The organism is Phyllobacterium sp. MT110, assembly GCF_058792715.1.
The window spans coordinates 320200-332360 of the sequence record NZ_JBXAFE010000004.1; the positions used below are offsets into that span (position 1 = coordinate 320200).

At 59.7% G+C, this 12161-nt stretch carries 12 protein-coding genes; 4 read left to right on the top strand and 8 right to left on the bottom strand.

Annotated elements, in window-relative coordinates:
* Positions 1–17 precede the first annotated feature (17 nt).
* The gene (locus AC1Q5O_RS19325) at positions 18–1328 is read left to right on the top strand and encodes an ABC transporter ATP-binding protein (protein ID WP_492565170.1); all 1311 of its coding nucleotides are present in this window, start codon (positions 18–20) and stop codon (positions 1326–1328) included.
* A 25-nt stretch (positions 1329–1353) separates the two neighbouring features.
* Here AC1Q5O_RS19325 and AC1Q5O_RS19330 read toward each other — a convergent pair whose 3' ends face one another.
* Positions 1354–1638 carry a hypothetical protein gene (locus tag AC1Q5O_RS19330; protein ID WP_492565172.1) on the bottom strand — a complete coding sequence of 95 codons (285 nt, stop codon included), beginning with the start codon at positions 1636–1638 and terminating at the stop codon, positions 1354–1356.
* 267 nt (positions 1639–1905) lie between these two features.
* Between AC1Q5O_RS19330 and AC1Q5O_RS19335 the strand changes: the two genes are divergently transcribed.
* Positions 1906–2766 (top strand): undecaprenyl-diphosphate phosphatase, encoded by an 861-nt coding sequence (locus AC1Q5O_RS19335; protein WP_464664067.1) that lies wholly within the window; start codon positions 1906–1908, stop codon positions 2764–2766.
* 69 nt (positions 2767–2835) lie between these two features.
* Here AC1Q5O_RS19335 and AC1Q5O_RS19340 read toward each other — a convergent pair whose 3' ends face one another.
* The 3 genes from AC1Q5O_RS19340 to AC1Q5O_RS19350 form a co-directional block, all read right to left on the bottom strand.
* A complete protein-coding gene (locus tag AC1Q5O_RS19340) occupies positions 2836–3543 on the bottom strand; it encodes a DUF2076 domain-containing protein (protein WP_492565174.1) in 708 nt (235 codons plus the stop codon).
* Positions 3544–3725: 182 nt separating this feature from the next.
* Positions 3726–5282, bottom strand: coding sequence for a B12-binding domain-containing radical SAM protein (locus tag AC1Q5O_RS19345; RefSeq protein WP_346306444.1), 1557 nt, complete (start codon positions 5280–5282; stop codon positions 3726–3728).
* Positions 5283–5493: 211 nt separating this feature from the next.
* A complete protein-coding gene (locus AC1Q5O_RS19350) occupies positions 5494–6435 on the bottom strand; it encodes an adenylate/guanylate cyclase domain-containing protein (RefSeq protein WP_492565176.1) in 942 nt (313 codons plus the stop codon).
* 185 nt (positions 6436–6620) lie between these two features.
* Here AC1Q5O_RS19350 and AC1Q5O_RS19355 point away from each other — a divergent pair, with 185 nt between their 5' ends.
* Together AC1Q5O_RS19355 and AC1Q5O_RS19360 are read left to right on the top strand one after the other, a co-directional pair.
* Entirely contained in the window at positions 6621–7247 is a 627-nt protein-coding gene (locus AC1Q5O_RS19355; protein WP_492565308.1) for a PadR family transcriptional regulator, read from the top strand.
* A 15-nt stretch (positions 7248–7262) separates the two neighbouring features.
* A complete protein-coding gene (locus AC1Q5O_RS19360) occupies positions 7263–8540 on the top strand; it encodes an FAD-dependent oxidoreductase (RefSeq protein WP_492565178.1) in 1278 nt (425 codons plus the stop codon).
* On the opposite strand, the gene AC1Q5O_RS19365 is transcribed toward AC1Q5O_RS19360, so the two are convergent.
* The 4 genes from AC1Q5O_RS19365 to AC1Q5O_RS19380 all read right to left on the bottom strand — a co-directional run bounded on the left by AC1Q5O_RS19365 (position 8537) and on the right by AC1Q5O_RS19380 (position 12113).
* Positions 8537–9205: a DUF2161 domain-containing phosphodiesterase gene (locus AC1Q5O_RS19365; RefSeq protein WP_492565180.1), complete on the bottom strand. Its 669-nt coding sequence runs from the start codon at positions 9203–9205 to the stop codon at positions 8537–8539. The two genes, AC1Q5O_RS19360 and AC1Q5O_RS19365, sit on opposite strands and share 4 nt — an antisense overlap.
* Positions 9206–9304: 99 nt before the next feature.
* Positions 9305–10378, bottom strand: a complete 1074-nt coding sequence (locus AC1Q5O_RS19370) for an ABC transporter ATP-binding protein (RefSeq protein WP_492565181.1) — start codon at positions 10376–10378, stop codon at positions 9305–9307.
* Between the two features lie 8 nt (positions 10379–10386).
* Positions 10387–11163 carry a carbohydrate ABC transporter permease gene (locus tag AC1Q5O_RS19375; RefSeq protein ID WP_464664462.1) on the bottom strand — a complete coding sequence of 259 codons (777 nt, stop codon included), beginning with the start codon at positions 11161–11163 and terminating at the stop codon, positions 10387–10389.
* Between the two features lie 47 nt (positions 11164–11210).
* Entirely contained in the window at positions 11211–12113 is a 903-nt protein-coding gene (locus AC1Q5O_RS19380; RefSeq protein ID WP_223615241.1) for a carbohydrate ABC transporter permease, read from the bottom strand.
* Positions 12114–12161 lie beyond the last annotated feature (48 nt).

The window sequence follows — 12161 nt, forward strand, 5'->3', positions numbered from 1 at the left end:
GATCAAAGGAATGTTCAATGCTTGATCAAGCTGACAAAAACCTGCTCGTCGACATCCGCAATGTTTCCCGGTCCTTCAAGAAAGGCAGCGGCAACGATGTCATGGTGCTCGACGATGTCGACCTGAACATCAGGGAGGGCGAGATCGTCGGGTTGCTCGGCCGCTCCGGCTCGGGAAAGTCGACGCTGCTGCGGATCATCGCCGGCCTGATCGCGCCGTCCTCCGGCGAAGCAAAGTGCCGCGGTTCCGTCATCCAGGGGCCGCCCCTCGGCATTTCCATGGTGTTTCAGTCCTTTGCGCTTTTTCCCTGGCTGACAGTCCTGCAGAACGTGGAGCTTGGTCTTGAAGCGCAGGATGTCGACCGGTCGGAGCGACGCAAGCGTGCGCTCGCGGCCATCGATCTCATCGGCCTGGACGGGTTCGAAAACGCCTATCCCAAAGAACTGTCCGGCGGCATGCGCCAGCGCGTCGGTTTTGCCCGGGCGCTGGTGGTGCATCCCGACCTGCTGCTGATGGACGAACCCTTCTCGGCCCTTGATGTCCTCACCGCGGAGACCCTGCGCACCGACATGATCGATCTGTGGATCGAGGGGCGCCTGCCGATCAAATCGGTGCTGATCGTGACTCACAACATCGAAGAAGCGGTGCTGATGTGTGACCGCATCCTGATTTTCTCGTCCAATCCCGGCCGGGTAGCGCAGGAACTCAGGGTCGATCTTCCCCATCCGCGCAATCGCCTCGATCCGGTCTTCCGGCAGCTTGTCGACAATATCTATGCCCGCATGACCCAGCGTACCGAGCCTCGCCTGCCATCCGTGGAAGGTATTCCGGGTACGGGAATGGGCATGATTTTGAACCCGGTTTCGACCAATATCCTGGCTGGCCTGATCGAGTCTCTGGCGGGCGAACCGTATAATGGGCGCGCCGACCTGCCTGTTCTTGCCGGTACGCTGCAGATGGAGGCCGACGAGCTGTTTCATCTCGGCGAAGCCCTGCAGCTCCTGCGCTTTGCCCATCTGAACGAGGGCGACCTCGTCCTGACCGACGCCGGCATGCGGTTCGCCCATCTCGATACCGATGCACGCAAGAAGGTTTTCGCGGAACACCTCGTCACCTATGTTCCGCTCGTCGGCCTTATCAGACGCGTGCTTGACGAGCGGCCGACGCATGCGGCTCCGGCAGCCCGTTTCCGCAACGAGCTTGAGGACTTCATGAGCGAAGATTATGCGGATGAGACATTGAAGACGGTGGTGTCCTGGGCGCGCTATGCCGAGCTGTTTGCCTATGACGAGCAGGCCGAGCTTTTCAGCCTGGAAAACCCCCAGTAGCGGTTAATCCGCGGAAGATCGACATTTATGGGAGTTGGGGCCGATTTGGCGGCGAACCGGCCTTCGCACGCTTCAAGATCAGTATGGCAATGAACCCGCACGCCACGACGCCGAGCAGAATCGCACTCGGCGCTTCAATGCCAAACAGCGACGCAATACCAAAAAGCAGCAAGAGTCCCAGCAAAGCCAGACCGGCGGTCCGCTCGGCCCGCCATTGATAGCGGCAAGCGCCCCAGAGGACACCCATGCCGACGGCAAGTGCCAGCACGCCGATAATCATTGAGCTCAAGACTTCTGAAAACTCTGCCACTGCGATCCTGCCGATTGTGCGCTTTAAATTTCACGCGCTTCTAGTGCTTTATACTACATCACAAGTTGCGGCTTATTAAAGTCGCAGCCGCGTCAATTGCGTGGCGGACGGTACCGGGCAACCGTGACATTTGGCGCTGCTGTTTTCTGTTGTTTCAGCGGCTCCAGACGTGCGTGGCGACTACACTTGCAGCGCATTTGCATGTAGCCTCCGCAACGGTCGAAGCAATCGATCGACATCCATCACCCAGATCGAGGGAAACACTTTATGAGTGGCGTATGCACGCAAGGGGTAGATACCGGCTTTGTGGCTTTGGGCACCGCCAAGGTCGCCGTGCTGGGCGTGGTTCAGGGCATTACGGAATTGCTGCCGATATCATCCACCGCGCATATGCGGCTGGTTCCGGCACTTCTCGGCTGGCAGGATCCCGGATCGGCTTTTTCGGCGGCGATGCAGCTGGCCGCGTTGACGGCGGTCATCTGCTATTTCCGGCGCGATATCTACGCCATAACCGGCGGATCGCTCAGCGCGATCAGGACGGGCGACTGGATGTCGCCCAAGCTGCGCATGGCTATCGGCATCGTGCTCGGCACCGTGCCGATCGTCATCGCCGGCCTGCTTCTGGCGCCGGTTCTCAATGCCTGCGACAGTCCGTTGCGGACCTTGCCGGTCATCGGCTTTTCCTGCCTCGTCATGGGTGTTCTGCTCGCGGTTGCCGAATGGGTATGCCAGCATAAACGTCCAGCGGACAGCATGCGGCTGCGCGATGCGCTTATCGTCGGCGTCGCGCAGGTCGGTGCCCTGATCCCCGGCGTTTCACGCTCCGGCTCGACCCTGACGGCGGCCCTGTTTCGCGATTTCACGCGGCAGGACGCCGCGCGCTTTTCCTTTCTGCTCGGCATTCCGGCTATCGCGCTGGCAGGCCTGCATGAACTTGTTGTCCTGGCCCGCGCTCATCTTCCCTTTGAAGGCTGGATGATCCTGCTCGTCGGACTTGTCATCGGATCGCTGTCATCCTTCGCAGCCCTGTGGGGCTTAATGCGCATTCTGGAGCGTTTTTCAACGCTGCCCTTCATCTGCTACCGGATTCTGCTCGGCCTGGTGATCCTCTGGATCTCATACGCCTGACAGACCTTCGGTGAAAGAACGGGAAGACGGGCGATAAACAGGGCGCTGTCCTGTTTATCGCCCGGTGCGTCACGCTACATTGTCGTCGTCGGTATCGCTGTCCTGTGCATCGTCATAGGCGTCGTCGAGACGGTCCATTTCGGCGTAATCGTTCTGCGTGCCGGTGCTCTTGTCATCGTTGTAGTAGTTGTTGATGACCGTCTCGCCGGCTTGCGGCACAGTGCCGGTTCCGCCGCCCGAGCCGCCAAACAACGAATTGCCGCCCATCATGTTCTTGATGCCCTCGAACATGAGCGCGCCGCCGGCCACACCGGCTGCCGTGGTCAATGCACCTTGCAGAAAGCCGCCGCCTTGGGCCTGCGGCGGGGCTGCCCAGCGCCCGGCCTGAGGTGGCTGTCCCTGTGCTGCATACGCGTCCTGGGGTGCTGCCCCGCCACCGCCCCACGGTCCGCTGAACCGGCCGGGAGAAGGCTGGGACGGCTGCGCACTTTGGGAACTGCCGAAGATCGAACCCAGCAAGCCGCCCGACTGTGGTTGCGGGGGCGGGGTATTCTGCAAATCCTTCACTTGCGCTTCCAGTGCCTGGATGCGCTCGTTACATGCGTTCAGGCCATGTTCCTGGACGATGACGGCCTGAGCCAGGAGATAGGGGGCCGAAGGCTGGCTCTTGATCTGGTCCAGAATGAAGCGCTCGGCTTCCGGGTCCCGGGGCGTATCGGCTGCCTGCCTTGTACGGTCAAAGAGGCCACTGAGAAGTTTCTGTTCATCGGCATTCATTTTCACTCACCTCCTTTAGGGGAAATGTGACTTCGATCCAGATTCATGGCATTTAGATGGCCTTAACAAAATGTAATTTTGCAAGCATAGCGGCCTTCCCGCCAATGTTTTTAGCCGCATAAATGGCTGCAGCGCCGGAAAAGCCGAAGCGCTCCCGGTCACGCCATCCGGCGTTTCGTCCCCTAGAACGAGTTCACAATCGGGCCGGTCTGCATCCGCGCGATCATCGTATGGGCGTGATAGTGCATCGCGCATTTTATCGCGTAGATCTGCATTACCACCGGCGAGCGGCGGCGCTTCAACATGGCCCATATCCGCCGGCGGTAGGTGCGGCGCAGCTCCTTGTCGGGAACCTGCCGCATCAGGCGCAGAAAGATGCCGACGGCTTCGAGCATCCATTCGGCATTGAGCTTTGCAAATTGCAAGGGATGGCGGCGCAGATGGCGCAGCCGCGTCTGTTCCGGTTCGATGCGTTCATCCAGATAAAGCGCATCGAGCCGGTCGAAATAGGCTTGGGGATTGTGAAGATCCTGCATGACCGCGAGATAGCCGTCGCGCAGTGCCTCGCGGCTGAGGTTGAGCGGAATGACATTGGTGCCAAAGGGCTGCTGATCCTCGGGATCAAGCCGCCCCTCCTTGAGCAATCGCGTATAGAGCGGCGTCTTCGGTATGGCCGCCAGCATGCCAACCATGGCGTTGACGATCCGCGCTTCCTTGATAAAGGCGCGCTGCGCGTCGAAAATCGAGGCATCGTCGCTGTCGAAACCGAGGATCATGCCGCACCACACTTCCATGCCTGAGCGCTGGATGGTGTGCACCTTTTCCAGCATGGTGGCGCCCTTGCGCAGATTCTGCAGCTTTTTTGTCTCCCGCAGTGCTGCCTCGTTCGGGGTTTCAATGCCGATGAAGACCACGCGAATGTTGGTATCGACCATCAATTGCATCAGTTCCGGATCATCCGCCAGATCAATGGAGGCTTCGGTCACGAAGGTCATGGGATAATTGTGCGCGACCTGCCAGGCGATGACCTCGCGCAGCACTTCCTTTATCGCCTTCTTGTTGCCGATGAGGTTATCATCGACAATGAAGGCGGTATCCATGCCTGTCGCCAGCAATGCCTCCACTTCGGCCAGAATCTGTTGACCCGTCTTGATGCGGGGCTTGCGCCCAAAGACAACGATGATATCGCAGAACTCGCAGGTAAACGGGCAGCCCCGGGAGAACTGGATGCTTCCCACCGCATAATCGTCCATTTTCAGGAGATCAAAGCGCGGCACCGGAACCGTGCTCATATCTGTCTTGTCAGCCTGCTCGTACCGGCGTGAATGCCGGTGTTCCGCCCATTCGGTCAGGAATTGCGGCCAGGTTTCTTCGGCTTCACCAATGAACGCCACATCAGCGAGATCGGCGAAATAGTTCTCCTGGACGGTGATCCATGGGCCTCCGACCACGACAAAACAGCCCCGTCGCTTCAATTCCGTGATGATTTCCTTCATGCGGAAGCGCTGCACGATCATACCGGTAACCCCGACAATGTCGGCGCTGGCACACAGATCGTAGTCGATGTCTTCCACGTTCTCATCGATGAGCGTGACCGTGTGTTCGGCAGGGGTCAGGGCCGCCAGCAAAGGCAGGCAGGCCACAGGAAGGTTGGCTTTTGCGTCGAATATGGGCAGGGCATGTTCCAGCCCCCAGTAAGAAGCTTCAAAACGCGGATTAATCAGCACGATATGGGGCATTGCAGTCACCCTTTTTGTTTGCTGTTAAAATGCTATATGTCTGTCCCGTTCCCGCTTGCGAATGGTATGCCTGTCCTTGAGGCCGATCCCTGCGACGTCATCGCCTTGAGAAAAAACCTGTTCCCGTCTGTATACTCCCCAATATTGGCCAATGATATCTCCAACTATCGGCCAAAATATGATGCGGCGAATAGTAAATTCATTGGCGGGCTCAGCTCCGGACACCGCTCCTCTGGCGCATGAACCAGCGGATGCTGCCGGCAACCGCAAAGGCAAGCAGCGGCCATGCGGCCCAGAACGTCCCGCTCCAGGTGATAAGGTTGATGCCGAGGAGGACGAACCCGACCATCGCCAGCATGGCGACGAACCGGTCAAGGCGGGTGGTCCGCACCCACAGACCGAAAGCAAGAGCAGCAAAGGCCAGGAGAGGCCATGCAGCCCAGAAATAGCCACTCCATGTGAGAAAATTGATGGCGGCAATCCCGGCGGCGATGGTTGCCAGCACACCGAACCGCCCTCTCCTGAACGGCAAAGGCTCCGGGTGTGCCTGCGTTTGGGTTCGCCGCAAATGGTCATGATGCGGCGGCGGCCCGGATTGCAGGGAAGGCCGCTGCGGACCAGATCCTCGGTCTTCTCCGATACGCACGGCATAGCTGGCTATACCGCCTTCAATGTTCTTGAGCGAAAGCTCGCCGAGATAGTCAAACCCGACGGTCAGCTTGTTGCGGACCTGATCGAAAACCGTGCTTGAAATCACGATGCCGCCGGGAGGGGCAGAGGCCTGCAACCGCGCGGCGACATTCACCCCGTCGCCATAGATATCGTCGCCTTCGGCAATGACATCCCCGAGATTGATACCGATGCGGAAAAGCATGCGGGCATCGTTCAAACGTTTGGCGTTATAACCGGCAAGCTCGTTCTGCACATCGATTGCCGCGCGCACCGCCTCGACGACGCTGGAAAACTCGGCAATCAGCCCATCGCCCCATGTGTTGATGACCCGGCCGGCATGCGCTTCGATCAAACGTCTCATCGCATCGCGGTACTGGTTGAGCGTATCGAGCGTCCGCTCTTCGTCCACTTGCATGAGACGGGTGTAGTCCTGAACATCCGCAGAGAAAATCGTGGTGAGCTTGCGACGCGTTTCAGACATGGTCTTCATTTTCCCGGTTCCTGGCTCTGGCAAGAAATCCATCCGACGTCGGCGGAGAATATAGCGTGTCGCTGAATGTGGGAAGCACCTGCCGGGGCAGGAGAACAAATATCGAGACCTGCCGTTCGAACAGCGTTTCGCAATGGGCTTGACATAGTATTTTTATTACTAGTATATATATGACTATGAAAACAATCAAACGCTCCCCGATCGCCCTCGCAATCCTCGCCATGCTGTATGAGGCACCCATGCATCCCTACCGCATGCAACAGCTCATCAAGGAGCGCGGCAAGGATGAAGTCATCAATGTCGCCCAGCGCGCCAGTCTCTATCAGACGGTCAACCGGCTGGAACGGGAGGGATTGATTGCCTCGCAGGGCACCTCCCGCGAGGAGAACCGGCCCGAACGCACCGTCTATGAGCTCAGCCCGGCCGGGCGCGCAATCATGCTGCAATGGATGCGGGAAATCCTTTCCACGCCATCACAGGAATTCCCGGATTTTCCCGCGGCGATCTCGTTTCTGCCGCTCCTGACGCCCGATGACGCCCGGCTGCAGCTCGAGCAGCGCGCCGTCGCGCTGCAGGCGGAAATCGACCGGATCGAACAGAATTTGCGCCATGCAATCGCGATGCCGGTGCCCCGTCTCTTTCTCCTGGAAATGGAATATCTGAGCGCAACCTATGGCACGCAGCTTGCTTGGGTACGCGCCATCACCGCCGACCTTCAGTCCGGCAAACTGACCTGGAGCGAAGCCTGGCTTCGCCAGATTGCAATGGAACTTTCCCAGCCCAGCGAACACACGTCTTCCTAGCGAAAGGCCGAGACCATGAAAACGAATACCTTGCAGGTGATCATCATCGGCGCGGGGACCGGAGGACTTTGCCTTGCGCATGGTCTCAAGCGGGCCGGCATCGGTGTCCGGGTGTATGAACGCGACCGCACGCGACGCGATGGCCTGCATGGCTATCGCGTCGGCATCAGCCCTGCGGGAAGCCAGGCGCTCAAGAGCTGCCTGCCGCCAGAGCTTTTTGATCTCTTTGTTGCCACCTGCGCGCGGGCACCCCGCCATTTCAACATGCTGACGGAAAACATGTCCGAGCTGATATCCATGCCGGTACCCGGCAGCGATGATCCGGTCGACAGCGAAAAATCGGTCAGCCGCATGACACTGCGCCAAGTCCTGCTCACCGGGCTCGAGGATTGTGTCGTGTTCGACAAGACATTCTTGAGCTACCGGAACAATGAAGACGGCACGGTTACCGCCGTCTTCGATGACGGTTCAACGGATACGGGCATCGCATCCATCGGCGGCAAGGTTGCGCTCACACCCGAAACCAGAGCGCTTCTTCCGGACAAGGTTTTTCACGGCATATCGATGATCATGGCACCGAAGGGCTATGGCGCCATTCTTCACGTCATGGAGTTCAAATGGGACAATGACGGCGTGAAGCACGGAGTCGGCGGCAATGATGCCGACCTGATTACAGAATGGCCCGGACTGCTTTTCGACAACACCCGCGATTACATCATGTGGGGTGTCTGGGGTGCGCGCAAGAACCTGCCGGAGGATCCCGCGTCCCTTCCCGGCCCCGACCTTGCCAGGATCGCCATGAAGATGACCCGGGACTGGCATCCCGACCTGCGCCGCCTGATCGCGCTTTCCGATCCAACCACCATCTTTCGCGTCAATATCCGCACGTCGGTTCCGGTTTCCCCGTGGCAATCGTCGAATGTGACGCTGCTCGGCGATGCCATACACACCATGACGCCCGGACGCGGCGTCGGTGCCAATACCGCCATGCGGGATGCTTCCTTGCTGTGCAGGCGGCTCACCGAGGTGCGCGACGGCGTCAGGCCGCTGGTGGAAGCCCTGCACGCCTACGAAGCTGAAATGCTGGAATACAGCGCGCGGGCAGTGCTCGAGTCACGCAAGCAGATGGACGCAAACGGCCTCAGCCACAGGCCGGTGCTCGGCCGCATCCAGCTGGCGGTCATGCGTGGCGCATTGCGCATCATCAATGCCGTCCCGGCTCTCAAGCGCCGCATGACTGACTCCGAAACCCGCCTGCGCAAAATCGACAACAAGCATGAATTTACGGCTTAGACGGGGTCGCTTGCCGGGGATGGAGGCCAGCGTTTCAGCGCATCCATTCCTGCCTGCGTCAGGGCATAGACGCCCCTGTCGACGCGCTCGAACCATCCGTAGACATTGCCGCGCAGTATCTGCGGAGCATTGGGGGCAACGGCGCGCAGATCGCGCGGCCGCAAATGACCGCGCTGCAGCGCCTCGGCACAGGCAAGCGCCTGCTGGCGGTACGCCGTCATGATCGGCGTGCGGGAACCGCCGCCCGATGTCGGATCGCCCTTGCGGCGCCGGTGCTCCGCAACCAATCGCGAACGCTTGCGCGTATTGTTTCGCGGCATCGGCGCCGCCGGACTGACAATGACGCTGACCACACCACCATCCGACACACCCAGCATGCCGAAACCCAGCCGGCGGCAAAGATCACGGAACCGGCGGTCGCTTTCACGTCCCTTGCCCCGCGCCGAAATGCGCGCCGCAAGCCAGACTTCATCGCTGAGAGCCGCCCGGTCGACCGCCTGCAGGAGGAGCTCAAGATTGAAACTGAGCTTGAGTTCGCAGATGACCACCAAAGGCGGCTCACCATCGCTCAGCGCGACGATATCACAACCGACGATCTCACCTTTGACGCTATAGCCGGCCTCTTCAAGAAAGCCTTTGATCGGGAGATAGAGCGCAGTCTCCAAGGTACATCCTTTGCCATACATGCCGTCCCCTCGCATTCGCAAAGCAACCGTGAGAGCGGGTGTCGCCCTATAGCATTTGAGCGGGCAAAGCGGAAAGGGTCAGAAGACGGCAAGCTCCGTTTCCGGATCGAACAAGTGCACATTCCCCGGCGCGATAAAGAGCTCTGTCTCGCGACCCCGGCTCACCTCAGGCCTGCCGCTATGGGCGGCCACCACCTGCTGGGAGGCGATGGATGCCGTCACGAATGTCATGCTCCCCGTCGACTCGACCGCTTCCACGACGACCTTGATCGCCAGATCACCGGCTTCGCGGGTGAAGGCAAGATGCTCCGGACGCAGGCCGGCCAGCAAACGCCGGCCGGGCGCCAGCGCTCGACCGAGCATGAGCGATTGAGCCTGATCCTTCTCCAGCATCAGCCTGTTGCCATCGGACCCGACCGTGACCGGAATGAAATTCATGGCGGGCGACCCGATAAATCCGGCAACGAACCTGTTGGCAGGCCGGTCGTAAAGATCGAGCGGGCTGCCCTGCTGCTCAACCACTCCGGCGCGCATGACAACGATATGGTCGGCCATGGTCATGGCCTCGACCTGATCATGCGTCACGTAGACCGATGTCGCCTGCAAGCGTTCATGCAGCTTGCGGATCTCGCTGCGCATGTGCACCCGCAGCGCCGCATCGAGATTGGAGAGAGGTTCGTCGAAGAGAAACACCTTGGGGTTGCGCACGATGGCACGCCCCATGGCGACGCGCTGGCGCTGGCCGCCGGACAGGGCTTTCGGCAACCGGTCAAGCAGGGCGCCAAGACCCAGCGTTTGCGCGGCGGCACGCGTGCGCTCGGCAATCTCCTGCTTCGGGCGCCGCTTCAGGCGCATCGAATAGTTCATGTTGTGCTCGACATCCATATGCGGATAGAGCGCATAGGACTGGAACACCATCGCCACATCCCGCTCGCGCGGCGGCTTGTGGACGACACTTTCCCCGGCGATGCGCAGATCGCCGGAACTCGTCTTCTCAAGGCCCGCGAGGGTGCGCAGCAATGTCGACTTGCCGCAGCCCGACGGCCCCACCAGCGCAACGAAGGCGCCCTGCTCGATGGCAATATTGATGTCCTTCAGCGCGTGAAACCCGCCATAATGCTTGTTCAGGTGGTCGATTTCGATCTGAAACATGGTTCACCTCATTTCAGCGCGCCGGCGGTAAGACCGCTGACGATGCGCCGTTGCAGCAGCATGAATACGAAAAGGATGGGCGTGACGTAGATGGCGGCATAGGTCATGATCCCGTTCCAGTCGCTGGCATCGGGACCCATGAAGGTTTGCAGGCCGACCGTCGCCACCTGCAGCTCGTTCTTGGCAATCAGGGACCTGGCGTAAACATATTCGCCGAAGGATTGCAGGAAGATCAGCACAGACGTGACGAGAATGCCGTTACGCGCCAAGGGCAGCATGATGTTGAAGAACGCACCGATGCGCGAAGAGCCGTCAACGAGGGCGGCATCCTCCAGTTCGCGCGGCACCTGCACAAATGTGGCCCGGCACAGCACGATATAGAGCGGCAGCATCTTGGCTGTCTGCGCCAGGATGACCGCTACGCGCGGGCTGGCCAGAAGGCCGATCTGATTGAACATGACGAAGATCGGCGTCACCATCAGCGAGGACGGCAGCACCTGCATCATCAGGATGGCGAAGAGAGCCATGTCCATCCAGATGTTGCGGACACGCGAGAGAACATAGGCACATCCCGTCCCCATGAACGTGACGAGAATAGTGACCCCAACCGCGATCAGCAGCGAATTCCAGATATACCGCCCCATGCCCCGGCTCTGCCACACCTCGGCAAAACTCCACTGGGGATTTGTCGGCCAGAAAGTTGGCGGATATTGAAAGATCTCGGAGCTGCCTTTGAAGGCGGTGAGATACATCCAGTACAACGGGAACAGATAGATCGCCGTCATCACCAGACCGATGGCGAGGAGAATATAACGTTTCACCGGCGCTCTCCTCAGTAACTGTGTTCGTGGCGGGTGGAGCGGACATAGACGGCGGCAACGACAATGACGAAAAGGATCATCATGACCGAGACCGCGCTGCCCAGCGATATTTCATAGGTCTGGAAGGACAATTGCCACGACCAGTATTGCGCGACGTTGGAACTGTCGGCCGGACCGCCCTGCGTCAGGGCCGCAATGAGATCGAACTGCTGCAGGGTGAAGATCACACCGAGCGAAATGACCGCGCCGAGCTGCGCCCGCATCAGGGGCAGTGTGATCGACCGGAAGCGTTCGAAGGGTCCCGCGCCGTCGAGTTCGGCAGCCTCGTAGACATCGCGCGGAATAGCGGCAAGACCAACGGAGAGCAGGATCATGTTGAAGGGGATGCCGAGCCACACATTGGCAATGATGACCGCGTAAAGCGCGACATCCGGGTCGGACAGCCAGAAGACACGCTCACCGGCAATGCCAAGCGACATCAGCACATAATTGATGACACCGAAATCCCCGGCGAACAGCCATTTCCAGATCGCCCCGACCACCAGAGCCGGCATGATCCAGCCGGCCAGGAACAACCCGCGCAGATAGGTGGCTCCCGGGAAATCCTGCTGGAAAAACAGCGCAAGGCCGAAGCCAATCGACAGCTGGAAGACGATCGACAGGACGACGAACTTGACGGTGTTCCACAGCACCGCCATCGCAATGGGTTGCGATATCACGTCATAATAGTTCTGCAGGCCGACGAAGGGGCGGTTGAACGAGGTGATCGTGAACATGTCCACCGTCTGCAGCGACATGATGATGTTGTAGAGAATGGGAAATGCCGAAAACGCAATCAGATAAGCCAATGCCAGACCGAGCAGCAGGATATCAAAGCCGCTCCCGTCCCTGATGGTCCTGATAATGCCCTGCATAGTGCCCTCCCGCCCCATGTGGATTGTTGGCCTGTCCCCGCATAACGA

What these genes read in the sequence shown, in the direction of transcription:
- AC1Q5O_RS19325 (WP_492565170.1), top strand. Translation starts at nt 18, where the DNA reads ATGCTTGATCAAGCTGACAAAAACCTGCTCGTCGACATCCGCAATGTT.
- AC1Q5O_RS19335 (WP_464664067.1), top strand. Translation starts at nt 1,906, where the DNA reads ATGAGTGGCGTATGCACGCAAGGGGTAGATACCGGCTTTGTGGCTTTG.
- AC1Q5O_RS19340 (WP_492565174.1), bottom strand. Translation starts at nt 3,543, where the DNA reads ATGAATGCCGATGAACAGAAACTTCTCAGTGGCCTCTTTGACCGTACA.
- AC1Q5O_RS19345 (WP_346306444.1), bottom strand. Translation starts at nt 5,282, where the DNA reads ATGCCCCATATCGTGCTGATTAATCCGCGTTTTGAAGCTTCTTACTGG.
- AC1Q5O_RS19350 (WP_492565176.1), bottom strand. Translation starts at nt 6,435, where the DNA reads ATGTCTGAAACGCGTCGCAAGCTCACCACGATTTTCTCTGCGGATGTT.
- AC1Q5O_RS19355 (WP_492565308.1), top strand. Translation starts at nt 6,621, where the DNA reads ATGAAAACAATCAAACGCTCCCCGATCGCCCTCGCAATCCTCGCCATG.
- AC1Q5O_RS19360 (WP_492565178.1), top strand. Translation starts at nt 7,263, where the DNA reads ATGAAAACGAATACCTTGCAGGTGATCATCATCGGCGCGGGGACCGGA.
- AC1Q5O_RS19370 (WP_492565181.1), bottom strand. Translation starts at nt 10,378, where the DNA reads ATGTTTCAGATCGAAATCGACCACCTGAACAAGCATTATGGCGGGTTT.
- AC1Q5O_RS19375 (WP_464664462.1), bottom strand. Translation starts at nt 11,163, where the DNA reads ATGACGGCGATCTATCTGTTCCCGTTGTACTGGATGTATCTCACCGCC.
- AC1Q5O_RS19380 (WP_223615241.1), bottom strand. Translation starts at nt 12,113, where the DNA reads ATGCAGGGCATTATCAGGACCATCAGGGACGGGAGCGGCTTTGATATC.